Annotated in this window: 20 protein-coding genes (1 of these 20 running past the window's edge); 17 read left to right on the plus strand and 3 right to left on the minus strand. The window is 55.6% G+C overall.

Going from position 1 to position 23,102, the window contains the following annotated elements; all coding sequences use genetic code 11:
• Nucleotides 1-723, plus strand: the 3' portion of a protein-coding gene (rhtA, locus tag ACVBEG_RS17295) for a threonine/homoserine exporter RhtA (protein ID WP_322178393.1). 165 nt of this gene lie to the left of the window's left edge; 723 of the gene's 888 nt are visible here — the last part of the coding sequence; its start codon lies beyond the left edge, outside the window; its stop codon occupies nt 721-723.
• A 186-nt stretch (nt 724-909) separates the two neighbouring features.
• Nucleotides 910-1,188, plus strand: a complete 279-nt coding sequence (locus tag ACVBEG_RS17300) for a hypothetical protein (RefSeq protein WP_322183079.1) — start codon at nt 910-912, stop codon at nt 1,186-1,188.
• A 10-nt stretch (nt 1,189-1,198) separates the two neighbouring features.
• Here ACVBEG_RS17300 and ACVBEG_RS17305 read toward each other — a convergent pair whose 3' ends face one another.
• The 3 genes from ACVBEG_RS17305 to ACVBEG_RS17315 form a co-directional block, all read right to left on the minus strand.
• On the minus strand, nt 1,199-1,354 hold the full coding sequence (locus ACVBEG_RS17305) for a hypothetical protein (protein WP_322178392.1): 156 nt from the start codon (nt 1,352-1,354) through the stop codon (nt 1,199-1,201).
• Nucleotides 1,355-1,435: 81 nt separating this feature from the next.
• Entirely contained in the window at nt 1,436-3,244 is a 1,809-nt protein-coding gene (locus ACVBEG_RS17310; protein WP_322178391.1) for an aminopeptidase P family protein, read from the minus strand.
• Between the two features lie 57 nt (nt 3,245-3,301).
• The gene (locus tag ACVBEG_RS17315; protein ID WP_330200853.1) at nt 3,302-4,468 is read right to left on the minus strand and encodes a cysteine desulfurase family protein; all 1,167 of its coding nucleotides are present in this window, start codon (nt 4,466-4,468) and stop codon (nt 3,302-3,304) included.
• 1,123 nt (nt 4,469-5,591) lie between these two features.
• Here ACVBEG_RS17315 and ACVBEG_RS17320 point away from each other — a divergent pair.
• The 15 genes from ACVBEG_RS17320 to ACVBEG_RS17390 all read left to right on the plus strand — a co-directional run bounded on the left by ACVBEG_RS17320 (nt 5,592) and on the right by ACVBEG_RS17390 (nt 22,964).
• Entirely contained in the window at nt 5,592-6,353 is a 762-nt protein-coding gene (locus ACVBEG_RS17320) for a hypothetical protein (RefSeq protein ID WP_322183077.1), read from the plus strand.
• A 77-nt stretch (nt 6,354-6,430) separates the two neighbouring features.
• Nucleotides 6,431-7,552: a DegT/DnrJ/EryC1/StrS family aminotransferase gene (locus tag ACVBEG_RS17325; RefSeq protein ID WP_447108144.1), complete on the plus strand. Its 1,122-nt coding sequence runs from the start codon at nt 6,431-6,433 to the stop codon at nt 7,550-7,552.
• A gap of 5 nt (nt 7,553-7,557) precedes the next feature.
• Nucleotides 7,558-9,072 carry a lipopolysaccharide biosynthesis protein gene (locus tag ACVBEG_RS17330; protein WP_322178388.1) on the plus strand — a complete coding sequence of 505 codons (1,515 nt, stop codon included), beginning with the start codon at nt 7,558-7,560 and terminating at the stop codon, nt 9,070-9,072.
• A 3-nt stretch (nt 9,073-9,075) separates the two neighbouring features.
• Entirely contained in the window at nt 9,076-10,014 is a 939-nt protein-coding gene (locus ACVBEG_RS17335) for a glycosyltransferase family 2 protein (RefSeq protein WP_322178387.1), read from the plus strand.
• On the plus strand, nt 10,004-10,456 hold the full coding sequence (locus tag ACVBEG_RS17340; protein ID WP_322178386.1) for a low molecular weight protein-tyrosine-phosphatase: 453 nt from the start codon (nt 10,004-10,006) through the stop codon (nt 10,454-10,456). The genes ACVBEG_RS17335 and ACVBEG_RS17340 overlap by 11 nt, the downstream gene beginning before the upstream one ends.
• Nucleotides 10,457-12,673 (plus strand): polysaccharide biosynthesis tyrosine autokinase, encoded by a 2,217-nt coding sequence (locus tag ACVBEG_RS17345; protein WP_322178385.1) that lies wholly within the window; start codon nt 10,457-10,459, stop codon nt 12,671-12,673.
• Between the two features lie 34 nt (nt 12,674-12,707).
• A complete protein-coding gene (locus ACVBEG_RS17350) occupies nt 12,708-13,460 on the plus strand; it encodes a WbqC family protein (protein WP_443690324.1) in 753 nt (250 codons plus the stop codon).
• Nucleotides 13,461-13,512: 52 nt separating this feature from the next.
• A complete protein-coding gene (rfaH, locus tag ACVBEG_RS17355; protein ID WP_322178383.1) occupies nt 13,513-14,028 on the plus strand; it encodes a transcription/translation regulatory transformer protein RfaH in 516 nt (171 codons plus the stop codon).
• A 50-nt stretch (nt 14,029-14,078) separates the two neighbouring features.
• The gene (locus tag ACVBEG_RS17360) at nt 14,079-15,080 is read left to right on the plus strand and encodes a glycosyltransferase (RefSeq protein WP_322217089.1); all 1,002 of its coding nucleotides are present in this window, start codon (nt 14,079-14,081) and stop codon (nt 15,078-15,080) included.
• Nucleotides 15,077-16,333 (plus strand): glycosyltransferase family 4 protein, encoded by a 1,257-nt coding sequence (locus tag ACVBEG_RS17365; protein WP_447108145.1) that lies wholly within the window; start codon nt 15,077-15,079, stop codon nt 16,331-16,333. Before ACVBEG_RS17360 ends, ACVBEG_RS17365 begins: the two co-directional genes overlap by 4 nt.
• A gap of 46 nt (nt 16,334-16,379) precedes the next feature.
• Entirely contained in the window at nt 16,380-17,834 is a 1,455-nt protein-coding gene (locus tag ACVBEG_RS17370) for a hypothetical protein (protein WP_322178380.1), read from the plus strand.
• Entirely contained in the window at nt 17,773-18,918 is a 1,146-nt protein-coding gene (locus tag ACVBEG_RS17375; RefSeq protein ID WP_322217094.1) for a glycosyltransferase family 4 protein, read from the plus strand. Before ACVBEG_RS17370 ends, ACVBEG_RS17375 begins: the two co-directional genes overlap by 62 nt.
• A 183-nt stretch (nt 18,919-19,101) precedes the next feature.
• Nucleotides 19,102-20,319 (plus strand): glycosyltransferase family 4 protein, encoded by a 1,218-nt coding sequence (locus ACVBEG_RS17380; RefSeq protein WP_322178378.1) that lies wholly within the window; start codon nt 19,102-19,104, stop codon nt 20,317-20,319.
• A gap of 13 nt (nt 20,320-20,332) precedes the next feature.
• A complete protein-coding gene (locus ACVBEG_RS17385) occupies nt 20,333-21,742 on the plus strand; it encodes an undecaprenyl-phosphate glucose phosphotransferase (RefSeq protein ID WP_322178377.1) in 1,410 nt (469 codons plus the stop codon).
• A gap of 145 nt (nt 21,743-21,887) precedes the next feature.
• Nucleotides 21,888-22,964, plus strand: a complete 1,077-nt coding sequence (locus ACVBEG_RS17390) for a polysaccharide biosynthesis/export family protein (RefSeq protein ID WP_322178376.1) — start codon at nt 21,888-21,890, stop codon at nt 22,962-22,964.
• Nucleotides 22,965-23,102: the final 138 nt, after the last annotated feature.

Raw genomic sequence — 23,102 nt, forward strand, 5'->3', positions numbered from 1 at the left:
CTGTTGCTGGTCCTACGTCCTTGGCGAGCGACGTTGACCGCCAAGTCATTGCGCACCGTCATCATCTATGGCATCGCGCTGGGCGGCATGAACTTCCTCTTCTATATGTCCTTACGCACCGTGCCACTTGGGATCGCCGTCGCGCTTGAGTTCACAGGACCATTGACCGTGGCTCTCCTCTCTTCGCGCAGGGCAATTGACTTTGTCTGGATAATCCTGGCTGTCACAGGCTTGCTGCTGCTCATACCGACCGGGGAGAGCGGCGCGAATATCGACCTGACCGGGATAGGCTACGCACTCGGCGCAGGGGTCTGCTGGGCGATGTATATCGTGTCCGGCCAAAAAGCTGGCGCGGACAACGGCATTCAGACCGCAGCGCTAGGCGTATTGATTGCGGCGATATTCATTGCGCCTATCGGGATCGTGCACGCAGGCTCGGCATTGCTCAACCCGGCGTTGCTCACGACCGCGTTAGGCGTGGCAATTCTGTCGACCGCCTTGCCCTACAGCCTGGAGATGATGGCGTTGACGCGCTTGCCCGCCCGAACCTTCAGCACATTAATGAGTATCGAACCCGCGTTTGGGGCACTGTCCGGACTACTTTTCCTGCATGAAAGCCTTACGCTGACGCAGTGGCTAGCCATTGGCTCAATCATTCTGGCTTCGGTGGGTGCGACACTGACCATGCGCCCAAAACGACCAGCGTTGGTACCCGCTGACTGACCCCGCTTTCGGGGCAGATATAAAACGCCTCTAGCATTTGTAACGCGGTTGAGCCATGTTGAGCTCCGTAACCGCTATTACCCTTGGAGCTTCATCCCGACCTGGACGTCACCGGCACCGGTCATGCACACACGTGAATTTAGAGCAAAGCGCTGGCATTCATGCATTCGCCAGGTAAGGAAAGAAATGAAACACATAGTGATCGTCTTGGCATTACTGGCGCTCGTTGGCTGTGCAGCGACCTACAAACCGGTGAAGATCGGCAAACGCGGACTTCATATCAACTGCTCCGGACTCACCTCTTCCTGGGACAAATGCTATGAACTGGCGGCCAGCTCATGCGACGCGAAAGGCTATAAACTCATCGCCAAATCCGGCGACGCTGTGGAAGATCCAGGTGATTACCCTTTTGGTCTCAACCCAGCGGGCTATACCAGCCGCAGCATGATCATCATCTGCAAGTAGCTCTATTCGCTTATTCGCTCACCCCTTGCGCATCGATTTGCCGGACCAGCCAATCGTGACTGACATCGAGAACTTGCTGTTGAATCCGGGGAGTAGACAGCATTCTCGCAACCACCGATGCACCGATGCATTGCGACAGCGCGGCCCGCGCCGGGCTTTCAGCCACAACCGAACTCGCACGGTCGACTATAGGGTCGAAGCCTTCGCCGCTGCGCCGCAGGTATGAGCCGGCAGCGCAATCGACGGGTTAGACCGCGACGGTGCGTGTACGCAACCACTCCAGAGCTGGCCCTTGCAGCAATGGGCTGAGACGCTTGTTGACCTGAGCATGGTAGGCATTTAGCCAGTCACGCTCGTCTTGGGCCAGCAAGGAAACCTCAAGACAACGGGTATCAATAGGGCACAGGGTCAGGGTTTCGAATTTGAGAAACTCACCAAATTCGGTTTTCCCGGCATCAACCGCGAGCACCAGGTTTTCGATGCGCACCCCCCAGCGACCAGGACGGTACGTGCCCGGTTCAATAGAGGTGATCATGCCCGGCAGCATCCCCGTTTGCGGTGCTGCAACGGCTTGATAGGCGATAACTTGCGGTCCCTCGTGCACATTGAGGAAATACCCGACACCATGCCCGGTCCCGTGACCATAATCGACGCCCTCAGCCCAGATCGGCGCTCGAGCGATAGCATCCAGCAACGGTGAAGCGATCCCGCGCGGGAAATGTGCCCGAGACAGCGCGATCACACCCTTGAGTACACGCGTGCAATCACGTTTTTGCTCGGCGCTGGGTGTTCCGATGGGCACCATCCGCGTGATGTCCGTAGTGCCACCCAGGTATTGACCGCCCGAATCGATCAGCAGCAGGCCATCACCTTCAATCTGCGCATGCTCGCGCTCGGTGGCACGATAATGCGGCATGGCCCCATTGGCATTGAAACCCGCAATGGTGGCGAAGCTTGGTGAGACATAGCCCGGACGACGGGCGCGAGCCTGACCTAAATGAAGATCAACGGACAACTCACTGACCGGCTCCTTTCCCTGCGTCGTTTCCAGCCAGGCAAAGAACTCACAAAGTGCAGCACCATCCTGTTCCATGGCCTGACGGATGTGTTGAACATCGGCATCGCTTTTTTGCGACTTGAACAACGTTGTCGGGTTGAGCCCTTCAACCAGTCTCACCTCGGCTTTAAGGTGATCCAGCAAGCCACAGGTGACACGCGTCGGGTCAATCAGTAGCCGTGCATCGGCCGGTACATCACGCAACGCCGAGGCAACGTTGGTGTATTCGACGAGTGTGATGCCCTCCCCCTCCAGTGCCTGGCGCAGCTCAGCATCAACTTTGACGGAGTCGACAAACAGACTGATCCGTTGAGGACCAATCAAGGCAAAGGAGATGAACACAGGATTATAGGAAACATCGGCACCGCGCAGATTGAACAGCCAGGCGATGTCATCTAGGGTCGCTATGAAATGCCAATCCGCACCGCGCTCTTGCAACGCCTGACGTAATTTGGCCAGTTTGTCGCCTCGACTCACGCTCGCCTGAGGTGGTAAATGCTGATAAATGGCATTGGTCGGCAACCCAGGACGGTCAAGCCATAGTTCTGTGAGCAGATCAAAATCCGTCCGCAAACTAGCGCCACGCTCATATAACCTGGCCGCGAGCGTACGCGCCGAAGCAACCGCCAGCACGGCACCGTCCACGGCGACAACACTTTTGCTCGTGGCCTTTTCAGCCAGCCAATCCAGCGGCCCAGGCTGGCCCGACATCAATTTCACCAACTCGATGCCACTGCCCGCCAGCTCTTTAGTGGCTTGCTCCCAATAACGGCTGTCGGCCCACAAACCCGCAAAACTCTGGGTGATGATCAGGGTACCGACCGAGCCATGGAAACCCGAAAGCCACTGCCGGCCCTGCCAATAGCCCGGCAGGTATTCAGAAAGGTGTGGATCCGCCGACGGCACCAGGTAAGCATCGATACGCTCCCGGCTCATCAGGGCGCGCACTTGCGCCAAACGTTCGGCGACCACTCCGTTGGTTTTCGACTGCGTACTCATTGACTCTCCCGCTGAACCGGTAATTGGCATGTTCCGGTTCAGATAATGGAGCAGCACTCACGGCTGAGCAACTGCCCAGAAGGCAGGCTCGGTCAATGAGGCCTTGATCAACCGGACGGCACGGTCAACATCGTCCTCCGTGGTGAAGCGCCCGAGGCTCAAGCGAATGGTCTGACGCGCAGACTGCACATCGTGACCAAGGGCAAGAAGCACATGCGACGGTGCATTTTTTGCCGAGTTACAGGCTGACGTGGACGAAAAGGCCAAGTCACTGCTCAGTGCATCCAGATTCAGATCGCCTTTGCCAAAGGTCAGGCTCAGGGTGTGCGCGACCCGCTGGGTAGGGCAGCCATTGACGCGCAAGCCCGGAATCTCGGCCAGTTGCTGCCGCAAGCGCAATTGCAGACGCTCGATCTGAGCAGTCTCATGCTCAAACACTTCGGCAGCCAAAGCGAAAGCAGCACCCATGCCCGCAATTTGATGGGTGGCCAGCGTGCCCGAACGCAGCCCCCCTTCGTGTCCGCCACCATGGATCTGAGCCTGCAAGCGCTGGTCGGCACGCGGCCCGACATAGAGCGCACCAATACCTTTTGGACCGTAGACTTTGTGTGCGGAGAACGACATCAGATCAACCGCCAGCGCGGCCAGATCAATGCTTACTTTGCCAGCACCTTGAGCGGCATCGACATGGAACAGCGCGCCGTGCTCACGGACGAGTTGGCCTATGGCTGCAATATCGTTGAGCGTGCCCAACTCGTTATTGACCAACATCAGGGACACCAGAAAGGTGTCCTCTCGAAGCGCGGCGCTGACAACTGCAGGAGCGATCAAACCCTGAGCATCCGGCGCCAGGTAAGTCACCTCGTAGCCAGCCGCTTGCAATTGCTGCGCCGTATCGAGAATCGCCTTGTGCTCAAGCTGGCTGGTGATGATATGCCCACCCCGCTGCACTCGAGCCTGTGCAACGCCCTTGAGCGCCAGGTTGTTCGACTCGGTCGCACCGGACGTCCAGACTATTTGCGTGGCCTTTGCGCCGACAAGATCGGCAATCTGTTGACGGGCCTGTTCGACAGCTTGCCGGGCCTGCTGACCATATAGATGGGAGCTGGATGCAGGATTACCAAAATTCCCGGATCGGCCCAGACACTCGACCATGACCTTAATGACACGCTCATCCACAGGTGTGGTAGCGGCGTAATCGAAATACAGCGGAAGGCTTTTCATAGACAGATAACTCTGAGGCGCACAACCCAGAACGCTGGAATGTTTGCGTGATGTCGAAGCGTCGAAAGCTTGATAGTGCCTGATTTTAAATAGATCAAAAAATTATTAATTATTATTTATATATTCCTGAAATGCATATAAAAAATATCACCCTAACCCAAGCACGCTTACCCCACTGATCCGGGCTCATCCTTGCCTGTCGGCTCAAGGTGATCAGCGTCATGGACGATACTCGTCTTTTGTCAAATAGCCCTACTAGACATAAGGGTTATTTCTACGTCTGCTGGCAGTTGAGTCCTAAACCGCCACATTCAACTGATAAAAAGTGAACCCCCTCTGCGGAGACCAGGAATCGACCCGCTCAACTTTCAAAAACCGCGCCCAGCAAAAACCACTCAACACCATAGTTACAACAGTGCCAATGCACTCATTCGAGCAGTTTGTGTCCTTTAATAAAAGCCAACTACACTCACTGCGGACCGGTGATTACTTGCCCAGACTTCACCGTGATTAATTGCATTATTCCCGCCTTTCTTATGCGTCTAAAAAACGTCGCAGCACCTAAGCGGTGCAGGCGATGGTTTTTTAACTCTTAATAAAATCAATAGCTTATAATCACAACAAAACCGTTTATCAAAAATTTAACAGTTTCTTGACGAAATAATTTGACAGAAAGGACGCCGCCGTCGATATATATGTCTGTCAGACGATTCGTTGCCAATGCAGCCCTGTCAAAGAGCAGAGCGCGCAACGCGTCAAGCCAACACGTTCTACAGTTCTGCCCACACAAAATTAGTTTTAGGCACGGTGCAGTTTCTTGCGCCTGTGGGAGTCCGTTAACTAATTGAACACTTGTTTTTTTACTGAGCGTGCTCGGTCGGGCGGTAGCATTGCCTGAGGGTTTACTTCGACCGCTCGTCTAAGTTACAGCGTGAACGTTTAAACGAACGTTTAAACATTGTTATTCAGTCACCAGGCCGCGGCGGGATCAGCAGATTCGGGCGGTAGCGTGTTTAAACGATGTGATGTGAAGGTGTTTGTTTGTAATGCATGCCCCTCAGCAATGGCAGCTGCACCGGATGGCCGTCCCGCTCACTTACTTACCTATAAAGAGCCTGAAGCGATGCCTTTATCTTTTGACATTGATGAGCCGCACGTAAAAAAGCTGGCCAATGAGATTGATACCAATGGCTTTGCCCAACTGAGAGGTGTCGTCAGCGAAGCCGATCTACAACAGCTGCGCACCTACACCGACCACCACGCGAACCTCCATCCCGGCGAGTATTTTGCCTATCACGGCGAACAGGCATTAGCTGGCAGCCTGCTGGTGAATATCTGGGCCGACCCCCGGTTCAAGGCATTGCTGGCCAGGTTGTATCGCGAAGCCGCAAACAAACAGGCCATCAGTGACCAGATTTTTCCGGTCCTTCGCTGTGTACAAGGGAACGAGGGACAACGGGAGTCCAATTGCTTTCATTACGACGCCAGTCTAGTGACCGCACTGGTTCCCATCTTTATTCCGCAAGACGGTGAAGAGCGCGGAGATTTAGTTCTGTTTCCTAACTTACGAACCGTGCGCTCGAGCGTGGTCCTCAATGTTATTGAAAAAGCGCTGCTGCAAAATCGTTTCAGTCGCACGTTGATGTGCCTGGCAATGCAACGCGGCTGGTTCAAGCCCACCACATTGCAGTTGGAGCCGGGCAGCATCTATTTCTTCTGGGGTTATCGCTCGCTGCATGCAAACCGTACTGTCGGCCCCGACCTGAAACGTGCGACCGCCATCTTTCATTATGGCGATCCTCATGCGGGCAGCCTTGCCACACGAATCATTCTTAAAATCAACCAACGTCGAGCCCGGTTGGTCAGCCGAAAAACAGGCAGTTAGCCGCCCACATCAACGCTCGGTTAGTTCAGTACTTCAATGCTCGCTATCACTATTCAGCGTCAGACATGGAGGCTTCGATGATCAACGTGACCAAGACCTACCTCGGAGACATCAACAAGTTCAAAACCTACGTAGAAGGCATCTACGCACGGGGCTGGCTAACCAATCATGGTCCCTTGGTGTGCGAGTTGCAGGAGCGCCTCAAGGCTTTTTTGGGCGTTAAACATGTGCTGCTGACCAATAATGGCACGCTGGCCCTGCAGGTCGCTTATCGCGCACTGGGTCTGAGCGGCAGCGCTGTGACTACACCGTTCAGCTTTGTAGCGACCAGCAGTTCGTTACAGTGGGAAGGTATTCGGCCGATCTTCGCCGACATTGACTCGCGCACCTGGAACATCTCCCCCGACCACATCGAAAGCAGGATCGTTTCCGATACCACGGCGATCGTGGGTACGCATGTGTTTGGCAACCCTTGTGCGGTCGAACGCATCGAGCAAATTGCGCGTAAACACCAACTAAAAACCGTCTACGACGGTGCCCATGCATTCGGGGTTCGTCATGCCGGTCAGTCGGTGCTCACGTGGGGCGACATCAGCACACTCAGTTTTCATGCGACCAAGTTATTCCATACCATTGAGGGTGGAGCGATCATCACCAACGATGACGAGCTGGCCCGGCGTGTGTACCTGCTGTGCAACTTCGGCATCGCCGACACCGACAAAATCGACGGCCTAGGGATTAACGCCAAACTCAACGAGTTTTCGGCGGCCATGGGGCTGTGCATTCTCGACGACATCGACAGCATCTTCGAACAGCGTGCTGAAATCGCTCATCGTTATCAGTCTCGGCTGGGCGATTACGTGGATTTTCAACAAGCCACACCCAATAGCGAGCTTAACAACAGCTACTTCCCCATCGGCCTACACAGTGAACAACAACTATTACGGGTGCGGACAGCCCTTAACAATAAAGGCATCAACCCTCGGCGTTATTTCTACCCGTCTCTGGACACCCTCGAATACCTGCAGCCCCAAGCCGCCCAGAGCGATTCGCGAGCCTTGAGCCAGCGCGTACTTTGCCTGCCGATCTATCCGGGGCTGGCACACGATGACCAAGACAAGATCATCGACACCCTTATCACTGAATGCAGTCTTGGCCCGATCAGCTTTAAAGATACGGCCTTCGCTCAGGTTATCTAAACGCCATGCCGAGAAAACTTTCCGTCATCAGAAACACCACCTTGAGCTATGCCGGACAGGCCTACGCGCTGCTGGTTGGCATTCTGATAATGCCGTTCTACCTCGGCCATCTAGGGGCCGAAGCGTATGGCCTGATCGGTTTCTTTTCCGTCATGCAGGCATGGCTACAGCTACTTGATGCAGGGATGTCACCCAGCCTGGTTCGTGCTGTTGCGCACCAGCAGAGTTTGCCGACTGAAGAACGAAACGCGGGGCATTTGCTGCGCTCGTTCGAGATTATCTTCGTGCCACTGGCAGTACTGTGCTGCGTGGTGATTTACGCGGCCAGCCCATGGATTGCAGTGAAATGGCTCAACGCTCAGGTCTTGGATCACCAAACCCTTATCAGCTGTATCAGCATGATGGGGCTGATCATCGCCTTGCGCCTGTATTCGACGCTCTACAAAAGCGGCATACAAGGTTTGGAACAACACGCGTGGCTAAACATCGCCAATGTGATCATTGCCACCCTGCGCTATTTCGGCGGGTTGCTACTGGTCAGTTCCATTTCGAACGACCCTCGGGACTTTTTCGAATTCCAGGTGCTGGTGGGATTGATCGAAACCTTGATCTTCGCGGCCCGGGCCTACCAGCAAATGCCAACCCCGCATCTGTTGAGCGGTTTCAACTGGGCACTGGTCAAGCCGATCATTCCGTTTGCGGCCAGCATGTCCCTGACAACCGTGTTGTGGATCGTCTTGACTCAGATAGACAAGGTGTTGCTCTCGGAAATGCTGCTGCTCAAAGAGTACGGTTATTTCTCGCTGGTAGCACTTATCAGCACCGGCATCCTGATGTTGGCCAACCCACTGGCGCAAACGCTATTACCCCGCTTGACTGTACTGATGGCAGAAGGCCGTCAGGACGATATGCATGCTCTGTTTCTATCCGCCAACCGATTCGTGTGCACCGTTCTGTTTCCACTGGCTGCGGTGATCGGGGTGCACGCCGAACCGCTGATTTACGCTTGGACCGGTGACCACGTTGCTGCCCAATGGAGCCATTCGATACTCCTCTGGTACTCATTGGGCAGCGCGATCATGGCCGCCAGTGCCTTCCAGTTTTACCTGCAATACGCCCATGGAAAGATCGAGTTGCATGTTTGGTACAGCGTGGTGTCAGCCGTAGTGACCGTGCCGGTGATGCTTCTGGCCATCCATTATCAAGGCGCCTACGGCGCAGCAGTGGCCTGGTTCGCTCTGCGCCTAGTGTCTTTCCTGATCTGGCCACCGATCGTGCACAACCGATTGGCACCAGGCATTAATGGCCGATGGCTACACGATATTTTGCGTATCAGCCTGATGACCGCGATCGGGATTGTTATCAGCGAACCGCTGTTTCGCATGATTGCAGGTGATGACCGCATCACGACGTTCATGGGCCTGGCGGTGTGTGGTCTGGTAACCCTGACGCTGGTGGCAGCAAGCTATAAGCCTCTGGCCGTGAAGATTTTCATTTTGTTCAGCAAACCGAGTACTTGAGCCATGGATGCCACCTCGCAAAATGCCACCACTGAGCCGCGCGCTCCCGAGCCGCTGTTGAGCATCGTCTGCCCCGCCTATAACCAGGAGGCGTTTATCGCCCAGACGCTAGAAAGCTTTCTGGCACAACAAACGAATTTTCCTTTCGAAATCCTGATCAACGACGATGCGTCCACCGATGGCACTGCGCGCGTCATCGCCGAGTATGCCGAACGTTATCCAGGAATCATCAGGCCGTTTTATCAAGACGTTAATCAGTACCAGCAAGGCAATCCCTGCGTACCGGCACTGTTCAAGGAAGCGCGTGGACGCTACATCGCTTATTGCGAGGCCGACGACTACTGGACCGACCCACGCAAACTTCAAATCCAAGTGGACTTCCTCGAGAGTCATCCGGATTACGCACTGACCTATCACGACGCCATGTCCTTCGACCACGATGGTGAGCGAGGCATCCAGTTACAGGGCGAATTACGTCGCGACGCCAGCGCCATCGAACTGCAAAAGGCCCGACCGATTTCAACGCTGACCGTGTGCTTTCGTAATGTCTTTTTCAAGCTGCCGCCAGAGTTGCTCCTCGCGCCACTCAACGACCTGTGTTGGTGGTCGCTGCTCGGCGCATTTGGCAAAGGTAAATTCCTCGCCGAGATCAAGCCTGCCATGTACCGCCTGCATCCGGGTGGAGTTTTCTCCATGCGATCGCACAAACGGAAATTGCACATGAGCCTGCAGACATGCACCAGCCTGGCCAACTACTACAACCGTATTGGCAATCAGGAATTGTATGAATACTTTCTGATTCAGGTGTTTGGTTTGTCGCTGTCGGCCATAAGGCCGCTGAACAAACTACACGCGTTGCTGCTGGTGGCACGTAACGTCAGCGTCAATCTAAACAAACGTCTGTGGCTGATGCTGTCGGGCAGCAAAGGTCATGTTCAATAACCTGTTAGTGATCTGCGTCGGCAATATCTGCCGCAGCCCGATGGCTGAGGCGATGTTCCGCCAACGCGTGCAGGCATCCGGTGTGCAGATTTCATCGGCAGGGATTCACGCAATGCTTTGCGCGCCGATGGACCCTCTGGCCCGCGAAGTCCTGAAGACGCATCAAGTGCCTGCTCACCGCCATGAGGCGCGTCAGGTCGACCGACAGATGTTGCGCCAGGCCGAGCTGATCCTGCTCATGGAACAGGCGCAGATGCAAAGTATTTTGAAACTGGCTCCAGAAGCGCGCGGCAAAGTGTTTTTGATTGGCAAATGGCAACACGAGCTGGAAATAGCCGACCCCTACCGGCGCCCGAAACTAGCCTTCGAACAGACCTTCGAGCACCTTTCGCGTTGTGTCGATGACTGGCTCCCTTACCTACAGTCAGGAGTAACAAGATAAATGACCGCTATGAACCGCTCTTCCCTGGACTATTACCAGGACACCCGGATCGATTTGGCAACTATCTTGCGCACATTGTTTGATCACAAGGGTCTGATCGCCTCGATCATCAGCTTTTTTTGCCTGATCGGCGTGGCCTACGCCCTGCTCGCGACACCGGCCTATCAAGCCGCTGCGATGATTCAAATCGAGCCTAAAAAAATCGGCATTGAAGCGACTACCGAAGTCAGTGGCAAGCCTATGTCTGTGTCTCAGGCCACTACCGAGATCGAGCTGATCAAGTCGCGGGCCGTGCTCGGCCGTGTGGTCGAAGACCTCAAGCTCAACATTATCCAGAAGCCACGGTACTTCCCTGTGTTCGGCGCATACATGGCCCGAACTTACAAACCGCTAACCGAAGGCAGCTTCGCTGAACCCTTGTTCGGCCTGAAGAACTACGCGTGGGGGGGCGAACAAATCAGCGTCTTCCAGCTGGAAGTTCCTGACGCACTGCTCGGCGAACCGATGACACTGGTGGCCGACGGAGCAGACGCGTTCTCGCTGTATGACAAAAAAAGCAAGCTGCTGCTCAAGGGCCAGACCAATCAGACCGTCGAAGGCAATGGCGTAAAAATCCAAGTGGCCACGCTTAAGGCTCGCCCCGGCACTGAGTTCAAGCTGACCAAAGAGCGCACGCTGACCAGCGCACTGGAATATCAGGGCCGCCTGACCATCAATGAAGCCGGCAAGGATTCAGGGATCATTTACCTGTCCATTCAGGACACCAACCCCATACAGGCCAAGATTATCCTCGATGAAGTCAGCCACCTGTACGTGCGCCAGAACGTTGAACGCAGCTCTGCCGAAGCCGCACAGCGCCTGGAGTTTCTGCGCTCGCAACTGCCGCTGGTACGTAAGCAGCTTGAGCAATCAGAGCAAGCCCTGAACGCTTTCCAGGCCAGCGCAAAATCGGTGGACCTGAGCATCGAAACCAAATCAGTGCTCGACCAAGTAGTCAACCTCGACTCCATGCTCTCCGAACTGAAACTCAAAAGGGTCGAGGTTGAACGGCTGTACACCCGCGAACACCCTACCTACCGCGCGCTGATGACTCAGATGGGTCAACTTGAAGCACAGAAACAAGGCCTGTTGAAAAAAATCCAGGCGTTGCCTGTCACCCAGCAAGAGTTGCTGCGCTTGACGCGCGACATGCAAGTCACCACTCAGACCTACACCTTGCTGCTGAACAAGAGCCAGGAACAGGACATCCTTCGCGCCGGCAGCATCGGTAACGTACGCATCATCGACAACGCTGACGTCAATGTCGAAGAGCCAGTCAGGCCCATGCGCAAACTGATCGTGGTTATCGCAACCTTGATTGGCGCATTGGTGGCAGTCATCGTGGTATTCCTGCGCCAAGCGTTCTATCGCGGCGTGGACAACCCGGAAATCATCGAAAACCTGGGCATGCCAGTTTATGCCTCGCTGCCGTACTCGCGAAAACAAGAGCGCCTGGAAAAACATAACCAGAGCCGTTCCGCGGGCAAGGAATCGAAGTTGCTGAGCGTCTCCGAACCCTCCGAGTTGGCCGTGGAGTCGCTGCGCAGTCTGCGCACCAGCCTGCACTTCGCGATGCTCGAAGCACGTAACAATGTATTGATGATTTCCAGCCCGTCACCCGGTTCGGGCAAGTCGTTCGTGTCCAGCAACCTGGCGGTGATCATTGCCCAGACGGGTAAGCGTGTACTGCTGATCGACGCTGATATGCGCAAGGGCTATTTGCACAAGGTATTCGGCCTGCACCCTAAACACGGTCTGTCCGATACGCTCGCCGCTCGCCTGACAAGCCGGGAAGTGATCAACGCCACCGAAGTGCCTAATCTGGACTTTATCTCCTGTGGTTTTGCTGCACCCAACCCGTCGGAGTTGTTGATGCACGACAACTTCAACAAGCTACTCAGCGACTTGTCGCCGCTCTATGACTTGGTAATTATCGATACGCCACCGATCCTCGCTGTGACCGACGCCACCTTGGTCGGACGCCAGGCGGGCACCTGTTTACTGGTCACCCGTTTCGGCCTGAGCACCGTCAAGGAAATCGAAGCCTGCAAACGCCGTCTGGGCCAAAACGGTGTGGTCATCAAAGGCGCCATTTTCAATGGCGTTTTGCGCAAGGCATCGAACAATGCCTATGACTGCTCAGCCTATGGATATGACTACAGTCCCGCTCGAAAGTGAACGCACGGATATCACTGACATCAAGGAGATGAACATGGCCAAGACGCTCGCAATGATGCAGCCGTACCTGTTTCCCTACCTGGGTTACTTCCAACTGATTGCATCAAGCGATGTCTTCGTCCTTGGCGATGACTTGCAGTACATCAGGTCGGGTTGGGTCAACCGCAACCGCATCCTTTACAACGGCGAAGCCAAACTGATTACCTTTCCGCTGAAACGGGATCGATTCGATCTGCCGATCAACCAGCGTGAACTGTGCGACAACTTCGCCGACGAGGCTCAACGCCTGATAAGCCTGATCACCCAAAGTTATCGCAAGGCTCCGTACTTTGCTCAAGTCATGCCCTTACTGGAGCGATTGATAAACTTCCCTCAACAGAACCTGGCGCTTTACATCGAACATTCGATCAGGGAAATGTGCGCCTATCTGCACATTGATACGCCGATTTTTCGTAGCTCTGATTTGGACATCGGCCCCCCCATCGACAAACAGGATCGGGTGGTACGAATCGTGCGCAATCTTGCTTGCGAGCGTTATCTCAATCCCATTGGCGGGGCTGAGTTGTATGACCCTGAGTATTTTGCGCGACATGACCTGTCGCTGCAGTTCTTCAAAATCGACCCCATCGACTATCGGCAATACAGAGATCCCTTCGTAGCCAATCTGTCGATCATTGATGTACTGATGTTCAACTGTGTCGAGCAAGTTCAACAACTGCTGTCGTGCTACTCGCTCAGTAACAGCACCGCGCCTCATGGACATAAGGCCTTGGCCGCCACCGCCTGAACACCTGATGTTGTACTACCCAGTCAAACCCGGATTGCAGTGGAGTAAACATATGTCTTACACGGAAAGCCCCGCTCGCTGGTATCTAATCCAGACCAAGCCGCGTCAGGAAGCTCGCGCTGAAGAGCACCTGCAACGTCAGCAGTTCGAATGCTATCGCCCACTCAAAGCAGCGGCGCCGAAGAAGCGCAATCCACGGGCCGTCAGCGAGGAAGAGTTATTCCCCGGCTACCTGTTTATCCGCATGGATCAGGTGCACGACAACTGGTACCCGATCCGCTCAACGCGTGGGGTAGCGCGCATCGTCACCTTCGGTGGACATCCGGTGCCGGTGCAGGACGAACTGATTGAGCAAATTCGCCAACGACTGTTGTCCCCTGCCCCACAGCCGGAGTTTCAAGAGGGCGAGCACGTACTCATTAAGTCCGGCGGTTTCTGCGACATTGAAGCGATTTTCCTCACCGCGGACGGCGAAGAGCGTGCAGTGATCCTGCTCAATCTGCTGCAACGTGAACAAAAGGTCACGCTGCCCATCAGCAGCCTGGCAAGGATGGAAGCGCGAGTCTGAAAGGTCGCTTGCACAGACCTTCGATTTTTTCTAATCGCCTGGAACTCACCATGACCCCTAAAACAACGCTGGTGACACTCACCTATGGTGATCGCTTGTCTTACCTGCAAACGCTGGTCGGTCGTTCCTTGGCCAGCCCCCAGATCGAACGGGTAATCATCGTCAGCAATGCGTCGGTGGCGCCACTCGAATCCCTGACTCGGGCCTGGCCCGGCCAGGTTCAAATCATTTACCTGCAGCACAACACCGGTTCTGCCAAAGGCTACTCCGTAGGTATCAAGGCTGCGCTGGATGCCGGTGCCGATTACATCTGGCTGATGGACGACGATAACGCGCCGACCGTCAATGCCATCGCGACCTTGCACCAATGCCTGTATCAACGCGAGCGCATTGATGGCCGTGAGAAAGCCGCCGTATTGGGATTCCGCCCGACCCATCAGGCAGACTTCGCCGCCGGTGTCCCCAAGCGCTTCGCCATTCAGCGGCGCTCGAGCTTCTTCGGTTTCCATATCGCCCAGTTGCCCTACAAGATTTGGCGGCGCTTGCCTTGGGGCCATCCTCGGGCCAAGCAGTCGCAAATGCCCATGGTGCAATTACCGTTCGCGACCTATGGCGGCTTGCTCGCCCACCGCAGCCTGTATGAAAAAATAGGTCTGCCGCTGGACGCGTTGTTGCTGTATGCGGATGACAGTGAATACACCTGGCGTATCACCGCTGGCGGCGGCCGGATATTCCTGGTCCCCGACGCGCTCCTCGACGACCTGGAAGAGTCGTGGAACATCAAGGCCAAAACCAACAACATCTATGAAAGCTTCCTGCTGGGTGGTTCAGACCTGCGCGCCTATTACGGCGCGCGTAATCAGGCATGGTTCGACAAGAACATCTGGGCATCATCGTCATGGCTGTACAGTCTCAACCGCTGGGTGTTCTTTCGCCTGCTGCGGGTGATCGCCAAACGACGTGGCGCAGAACAACGCTTGAGCCTGATCGAAAAGGCCATTCACGACGGTGAGTCCGGCGTGCTAGGGCTACATCAGTCGTATCCACTATGAAAGTACTGTTCATCAACAGTCTTTATCCTCCACATATCGGCGGCGGCGCAGAGATCATCCTGCAGCGCACTGCGGAAGGCCTGCAAGCACGTGGCTGCAAGGTGGTGGTATTAGCCACTGCACCAGAGCCGGGGCTGAGGGAAGACTCGCTAAACCAGATCAAGGTTTATCGCGCGGGCCTGCGCAACCTCTATTGGCACCATACCGAGCAGCGCCCCGGGCAGTTGAGTCGACTACGCTGGCATATGCGCGACCGCTATAACAGCGACATGCGCGAGTATGTACGTGATGTCATCCGCGCAGAGCAGCCAGATGTGGTGGTCTGCCACAATCTGAGTGGTTGGTCGGTTTCAGCCTGGGACGAGATCCGCGCAGCTGACTTACCTATTGTCCAGGTATTGCATGACATGTACCTGCTCTGCCCCAGTAGCACGATGTTCAAAAACGGCAAAAACTGTGAGCGCCAGTGCTTCAGCTGCAAAGTGTTTCGCAAGGGCTATGACTCGCGCTCGGCCCAGGTCGATACCGTGGTTGGAGTAAGTCGTTTCATGCTCGACACCTTGCAAGGCCAAGGCTATTTCCAGGGTGCCAAGGCCTATGTCGTGCACAACAGCAGCCCATTCCCCGCGCCAACGGTAAAGCCTCGGCACGCCAATGCCCTGAACACTAAGGAACCGCTGCGTTTTGGCTACATGGGCACGCTGTCCGAGGCGAAGGGCGTGCACTGGCTGATCGACCAATTCCAACGCCTGCCGTTCGACGCCACATTACAGATTGCCGGACGCGGCCAGCGCAATGATGAAGCGCGGCTCAAGGCGTTGGTGACCTCGCCAAACATCAGTTTTGTCGGTTACCAAGTGCCGTCGGAGTTCTACAGCCAGATTGATGTGGCTGTAGTGCCATCCATCTGGAACGAGCCCTTCGGCATGGTCGCCGTTGAAGCGTGCGCCCATTCACTGCCGGTTATCGCCAGCCGTATGGGTGGGTTGCCCGAGCTCATTCAGGATCGGCTCAACGGCCTGCTATGTAACCCCGATGACCCGGACTCACTAGGTTTGGCCATGCTGAGCTTGCATCAGCAGCCGAAGCTGCTCAGCCGGCTTAGCGGCCAGGCACGTACGAGCGTCGCTTCGCTACTCAACTTGGACCTGATGCTCGACAGCTATCAAAGTATTTTCGCCCAGACCCTTCTGGACAAAATCGTACGGCATGAAGATCAACCCCTGTCCCATTCGGTATTGCCCGGCCCGTGACCCTGAGCAACCGCTCCGGACCGTTGTTTCTTCACTGAGACGAAACATGCTCACTCCTAATCTAACCACGTCACGCCAGCAACTGACGTTATTTCTCACGAGCCTGTTTCTCAGCATCGCAGCCATGGGTGATGAATCGTTCATCGTTGGCGTTGGTACTCACCTGCTCAATAAAAACGACTCATCGGCCAGCGCCATGAAATTGATCAGCGACGCTGGGATCGACTCGGTACGTGACGAAGCCTATTGGTCGACGGCTGAACCCCGGCGTGGCCAGTTACATATCGACCCGGCCTGGAAAGACTGGTTGAGCAAAGCGCACGAACATCGATTAGGACCGCTGTTGGTACTGGGTTATGGCAACCCGTTTTACGCCAACAATGCAAAACCCCGCGAGCCGCAAGTCAGGGCAGCCTTCGGCAACTATGCAAGTTTCGTCACTAGGAAGTTGAGGGGCCGCGTCGATTTTTTCGAAATATGGAATGAGTGGGACTCAGAGAACCCGGCCGATGCGGGTTCCTCAGCCGATTACATCGCCTTGATTAATGAAACTGTGCAGCGTATTCGAGAGCAAAACCATCCTGTAAAAATTCTGGCGGGCGCTATCACCAGCAGAGGAATCGACTTGGGATTCGCTGATCGTTTACTCGAAGCGGATGTGCTGTCCAAAGTGGATGGCCTGTCACTGCATCCGTCTGTGTATTGCCGGAATGTCGAGCGCCATACCCCGGAACACTGGATTGCCTGGCTGCGCGAGGTGGATGCAAATTTTAGGTCGATTGCGGGCAAACCAGTGCCTTTGTACCTGACTGAAATGGGCTGGCCCAGCAACGAAGGTAAGTGCGGCGTGGATGAAAAAACCCAAGCTGCGTACCTCGCCCGCAGCTTCTTTCTGGTGCGTACCGTGCCGGATATCAAGGGCATGTGGTGGTATGACCTCCTCAATGACGGCGAAGACCGCAGCGATCTGAAACAGAATTTCGGCCTGCTGGAGCAAGACATGACGATCAAGCCGGCCTACCTGACCCTCAAGGCAATCAGTCCAACGTTACGCGAATACAGTTATGAGCCGGAAAAAAGCCGAGTGGAAGGCTCGACTTACCTCCTGCGTTTCTCCAAAGGCCCGGAACAGATACTGGTGGCCTGGAGCGCAGGCGAGAACCCGCAGCAGATACACATAGATGCCAGCAGCGCGCAGCGTGGCAATGTACAGATCATTGACACCGGCGAGCCCGAAAAGGGCCGTTTCGACAGCGGTATTGCCTGGCAATGCGACGACAGTCGCTGCTCGGCACTGCTCCCTATAACCGGTTTTCCTAAAATCATCAGCCTGGGCATCAAACCTCCGCTCTTTAGCCCGGTAAATTGCGCGCCCTTACAGCCATGGCCGGCAACTGACCCTATTTTTACCCTTCAACCTTCCCCTCAGGTCGCCTCCGATGATTGTGATCAATGCTCGTTTTCTCACTCAGGAACTGCGCGGTGTGCAACGGTTCGCTGAGCAGACCTGTCTGGCGCTCAAGCAGATGCGAGACGACGTGGTCTTTGTTGCCCCTCATGGCATTAAAATGCACGAAAGCGCCAAGGCGCTAGAGGTGCAATGCATTGGCCGCAATAGCGGTCACCTCTGGGAACAACTGGACCTGCCGCTGTATCTGCGTCGCCAGGGCAACCCATTGCTAGTGTCACTGTGCAGCACTGCGCCGCTGATGTATGGCAACCAGATTGCCACCCACCACGACATCACTTACGTACGTCACCCGGAAAGCTACACCCGCGCATTTCGTACCCTGTATCGGGTGATGACCCCCATCCTGCTGATGCGGATCAAAGCGCTGTTGACCGTGAGCAATTTTTCGAAAGGGGAAATTTCACAGTTCTATAACTACCCCGAGAGCAAGATTTTCGTAGTACCCAATGCGGTCAGCGACGACTTTCAACCGGGGCCGCCACTCACCAACAAGCAAAACTACCTGCTGGCGGTGTCTTCACCCAGTGCGCACAAAAACTTCAGTCGCATGATCGAAGCATTCCTGACATTGCGTACACAAGAGGATCTGCAATTGCACATTGTCGGTGCCGCGAGCGAAATCTTCTCTGACCCTAGCCTGCAACGTCTGGCCAGCAGCGATCCCCGCATCCACTTTCTCGGCAGGCTCAGCGACACCGAGCTGATAGCACAATATCAGGGCGCAACAGCTTTCGTATTCCCCTCACTGTATGAGGGCTTCGGCATCCCGCCGCTGGAAGCACAGGCCTGTGGTTGCCCGGTACTGGCAGCCAATGCCGCATCGATTCCCGAGGTGCTGCAAGCCAGCGCGCTGTACTTCGACCCGCTGGACGTCGGCCATATTGCCTCGGCCATGGAGCGCATTCTTACCGATATTTCGTTACGTCAATCTCTGCGCCGTCGCGGCTTGAACAACGTGACACGGTTTTCCTGGGAGGACTCGGCCCGCCGCGTTTCCCAACGCATCGATGCCGTGCTCACACAACCCAGCGCCCCAGAACTGCCCCGGCACACGGCGACGAAGCAGGCTGTTAACGAGAGCATTCCTGCGAAATCGTCTTCCAGCAAGTCTTGAAGTATTCCTATTGCTGCTATGGCTGGGTGCGATCAGTCATTCGCGGAATCTGTTGCGCCCATCAGTGTTGATGCTGTGTCGAACTGCCTTTTATCAAACTCGGTACGCGCCTTAACTATCGTCACACCAAGACGCAGCCTGCCCGAGCCTGAACCCGGGCGTGTGCACACATGAGAAAATCCAATGAAAATTGCTATCGTCCATGACTGGCTGGTGACCTACGCTGGCGCCGAGCGCGTGCTCGCTGCGCTGATAAAGGCCTGGCCGGAGGCTGATCTGTTCTCGGTGATCGATTTTCTCAGCGATCAGGATCGCGCCCATTTGGGTGGCAAGAAGGCTCAGACTACGTTCATCCAGAATCTGCCAAAAGCCAAAACCCATTATCAGAAATACTTGCCCTTGATGCCGCTGGCCATCGAGCAACTGGATCTGTCCGGTTATGACCTGATCATTTCCAGTAGCCATGCCGTGGCCAAAGGGGTGCTGAGCGGCCCCGATCAGTTGCACATCAGCTATGTCCATTCGCCGATCCGCTACGCCTGGGACTTGCAACACCAGTACCTGCACGAAGCCGGCCTGAACAAAGGCTTCAAAGGCAAGCTTGCGCGGATAGTTCTGCATTACATACGCATGTGGGATCAACGCACCGCCGCCGGGGTCGATGACTTTATCGCCAACTCGTATTTCATTGGCCGGCGCATCTCCAAAGCCTATCGCCGCGAATCGACAGTGATCTACCCACCGGTGGACACCTTGGGGTTCACCCTGCAAGAAACCAAACAGGAGTACTACCTGACGGCCTCGCGCATGGTGCCTTACAAGCGCATGCCGATGATCATCGAAGCTTTCGCGGCAATGCCGGACAAACGTCTGATCGTGATCGGCGATGGTCCGGAAATGGCAAAAGCACGCGCCATCCACGCGCCGAACGTGACCCTGCTGGGTTATCAACCGTTTGCCGTGTTGCTCGAACACATGCGCAACGCCAAGGCCTTTGTCTTTGCCGCCGAGGAAGACTTCGGCATCAGCCCGGTAGAAGCGCAAGCCTGTGGCACCCCTGTGATCGCCTATGCCAAGGGTGGCGTGCTTGAAACCATCTGTGGCCTCGACCATCCCATGCCGACCGGCGTGTTCTATCACCAGCAGACGGTATCCGCACTGGTGGCGGCCATCGGCGAATTCGAAAACGCCAAGCCCCGGATCAGCGCCCAGTCCTGTCGCACCAACGCCGAGCGTTTTTCCTGCGAGCGCTTCGAGCAAGAGATCAAAAACTTCGTCGAAGCACGCTTGAGCGCCGCGCACACCTCGCGCCATCCTCGGCCAGCGAGCGCAGCAGTATCTACTCCGCCAGTGGCCGTCGCCGATCACCACGCACGTGTAGTTCCGATCAAATCACTCTGAACGAGCACAGGTCATGAGCACACAATTTCGTGGCATTTTGCATGCTAACCAATCCCTGCTATCCGTCGCCCACCGCTTGCTTGATCTAACCGTCATCGTGCTCTGCGGCTATTGGCTGAACCGGGTCGAAGGCTCACCCATGGGCGCCGAGCCGTGGATCCTGATCATGCTTTCGGTGCTGGTCTTCCACTGGATCGGCGAGTATCACCAGCTCTATGGCTCTTGGCGCGGAGAACGCATTCTGCGTGAACTGACCAAAATCTTCAGTTATTGGTCGACGACGTTCGTCATCCTGCTGACGGTGAACTACCTGCTGTTTAACCACGTCAGTGTGCCGGACAACGGCCAAATGGCCTGGTTCGCGCTGGTGCTGGTGACGCTGTGCAGTTATCGACTATTGATCCGCAGCCTGTTGCACAACTTGCGGCGGCGAGGCTTTAACACTCGCCGCGTGGCTATTGTCGGTACGGGGCAATGTGGTGAACGCTTGGCCACCTCGATTTCCAGCGCCCCCTGGATGGGCATGGATCTGCTCGGTTTCTACGATGAGGAGCCTCAGCAGATGGACCTCACCGTCGTTGGCCGAAGAGTGCCGGTACTGGGCAATCTGGAGCAGTTGATCAACGATGCTCGTGAAGGTCGCGTTGACAAGATTTACATCACCCTTGCACTCGGTCAGCCACACCTGTGCGAGTTGGTCAAAGGCTTGAGCGACACCACCGCATCGGTGTACCTGATTCCGGATATGTTCATGTTCGAGCTGCTGCACGCACGCAGTGAGAGCATCAACGGCCTGGCCAGTATCAGCATTTTCGATTCCCCCATGGACGGCGCCTCGCGCGTGGTCAAACGCGTGGAAGACATCGTGCTGTCCAGCCTGATTCTGTTGATGATCGCCTTACCCCTGGTATTGATTGCAATCGCAATCAAGCTCACATCCCCCGGCCCCGTACTGTTTCGACAGCGTCGTTATGGACTGGATGGACGGCCAATCATGGTCTGGAAGTTTCGCAGCATGAGCGTGCAGGAAAACGGCGATAACGTCCGTCAGGCCACGCGCAATGACGCACGAATCACACCCCTCGGCGCTTTCCTGCGTCGCACCTCACTTGACGAGCTGCCGCAATTTTTCAACGTGTTGCGCGGTGACATGTCCATCGTCGGCCCACGGCCTCATGCGGTGGCGCACAACGAGCAATACCGCAAGCAAGTCAGCGGTTACATGCTGCGGCACAAGGTCAAACCGGGAATCACCGGCTGGGCGCAGATCAATGGCTGGCGTGGCGAAACGGACACGCTGGACAAGATGCAGAAACGCGTCGAATTCGACCTTGAATACATCGAACACTGGTCAATCTGGCTGGACATAAAAATCATTCTGTTGACCCTGTTCAAAGGCTTTCTCAACAAAAACGCATTTTAAATAAATCATCTATCTTTTGTATAACCAGGCTCGTTGAGGAGGCGAACCGGGGCGTGCACGACTGCAATAACGCGGTACCGGTGTTGGTAAGGGAAGCAATGAAATCACTGTGGTGCACCGTGCACCTTTCGGAAGGATAAAATATATGAAGCGAACCCTAGCTGTTGTGCTGCTTTCCAGCCTGATTTTGCAAGGCTGCGCATTTGCTCCCGGGCAGCATATGACGCCAGATGAAGTCGAAGACAATGGACCGGACGAACCTAAAGTCCACCTCGTGGCCATTACGCCCAAGAGCGTGCAGCAACAACATATCTCAACCAAAACCTCAGTGCTGCCGCCGGAGCTGGTGAACTACCGTACTCCCGAATACGTGGTCGGTGCAGGTGACACTTTATTGGTGACCGTCTTCGAACACCCCGAGTTGACAGCCCCGGGCTCCCTGGACCAGCTCGATGCCAACAGTCGGGAAGTGCTGAGCGACGGAACGGTGTTCTTTCCCTATGTCGGCAAGATCCAGGCCGCGGGCAAGACCGTCGCACAGATACGCGAACAGTTGAGGATGGGCTTGCTGCCGCAATACACCGAGGTCAAAGTCGACGTCAAAGTCTATCGTTACAACAGCCAGCGCATCGTGCTGTCAGGTGCGTTCAAGAATCCTGGAACGCAACCGATCACCAACATCCCGCTGAGTCTGGTGCAGGCCATCAGCGCTGCCGGGGTGGACCTGACCGACGCCAACCTGGCGGGGTTGACCCTCAGTCGTGACGGTAAGGAGTACGTGCTCGATATCGACGCACTCAACCGCAAAGGTTCGCAACTGAGCAAAATCCTCCTCAAGAATGGCGACTACCTGCACTTGAACAGCAACTCGCAGAACAAGATCTATGTGCTGGGTGAAGTCATGCGCCCGCAAGTGATCTCTTTCGGCACAACCAGCGTGACGCTGATGGAAGCCCTTGGCAATTCCGGTGGCCTCAGCCCGGACTCTGCCGACGGCAATGCGGTCTACGTGATTCGCGCTGCGGATAACGATGGCCAGGGCGCAACGGTCTACCACCTCAACGCAACAAAACCGACCTCCTATGTGCTGGCACGTCAATTTGAACTTGAGGCACAGGATGTGGTGTTCGTCGGTCCGGCCAATATCACCCGTTGGAACCGCTTCATCAGCAACTTGCTGCCATCGGCCAGCGTAGTCGCTACTGGCACCGCCTTCAAATAACTGAACCGCACTACAACCCTCCCCGCCTTCGCCGAATGCGGGGTTTTTTTTGCCTGCGATTTGGCGGCTGACGACTGTTGCGTAAGGGGGCAGCGAACACACCTTCCGAACCCGGTCGATAAGGACGATGGTGTCCGC

The organism is Pseudomonas sp. GG8 (assembly GCF_052976945.1).

Coding starts and splice junctions, on each gene's coding strand:
- ACVBEG_RS17300 (WP_322183079.1), top strand. CDS start 910: ATGAAACACATAGTGATCGTCTTGGCATTACTGGCGCTCGTTGGCTGT.
- ACVBEG_RS17310 (WP_322178391.1), bottom strand. CDS start 3,244: ATGAGTACGCAGTCGAAAACCAACGGAGTGGTCGCCGAACGTTTGGCG.
- ACVBEG_RS17315 (WP_330200853.1), bottom strand. CDS start 4,468: ATGAAAAGCCTTCCGCTGTATTTCGATTACGCCGCTACCACACCTGTG.
- ACVBEG_RS17320 (WP_322183077.1), top strand. CDS start 5,592: ATGCCTTTATCTTTTGACATTGATGAGCCGCACGTAAAAAAGCTGGCC.
- ACVBEG_RS17325 (WP_447108144.1), top strand. CDS start 6,431: ATGATCAACGTGACCAAGACCTACCTCGGAGACATCAACAAGTTCAAA.
- ACVBEG_RS17330 (WP_322178388.1), top strand. CDS start 7,558: ATGCCGAGAAAACTTTCCGTCATCAGAAACACCACCTTGAGCTATGCC.
- ACVBEG_RS17335 (WP_322178387.1), top strand. CDS start 9,076: ATGGATGCCACCTCGCAAAATGCCACCACTGAGCCGCGCGCTCCCGAG.
- ACVBEG_RS17340 (WP_322178386.1), top strand. CDS start 10,004: ATGTTCAATAACCTGTTAGTGATCTGCGTCGGCAATATCTGCCGCAGC.
- ACVBEG_RS17345 (WP_322178385.1), top strand. CDS start 10,457: ATGACCGCTATGAACCGCTCTTCCCTGGACTATTACCAGGACACCCGG.
- ACVBEG_RS17350 (WP_443690324.1), top strand. CDS start 12,708: ATGGCCAAGACGCTCGCAATGATGCAGCCGTACCTGTTTCCCTACCTG.
- rfaH (WP_322178383.1), top strand. CDS start 13,513: ATGTCTTACACGGAAAGCCCCGCTCGCTGGTATCTAATCCAGACCAAG.
- ACVBEG_RS17360 (WP_322217089.1), top strand. CDS start 14,079: ATGACCCCTAAAACAACGCTGGTGACACTCACCTATGGTGATCGCTTG.
- ACVBEG_RS17365 (WP_447108145.1), top strand. CDS start 15,077: ATGAAAGTACTGTTCATCAACAGTCTTTATCCTCCACATATCGGCGGC.
- ACVBEG_RS17370 (WP_322178380.1), top strand. CDS start 16,380: ATGCTCACTCCTAATCTAACCACGTCACGCCAGCAACTGACGTTATTT.
- ACVBEG_RS17375 (WP_322217094.1), top strand. CDS start 17,773: ATGATTGTGATCAATGCTCGTTTTCTCACTCAGGAACTGCGCGGTGTG.
- ACVBEG_RS17380 (WP_322178378.1), top strand. CDS start 19,102: ATGAAAATTGCTATCGTCCATGACTGGCTGGTGACCTACGCTGGCGCC.
- ACVBEG_RS17385 (WP_322178377.1), top strand. CDS start 20,333: ATGAGCACACAATTTCGTGGCATTTTGCATGCTAACCAATCCCTGCTA.
- ACVBEG_RS17390 (WP_322178376.1), top strand. CDS start 21,888: ATGAAGCGAACCCTAGCTGTTGTGCTGCTTTCCAGCCTGATTTTGCAA.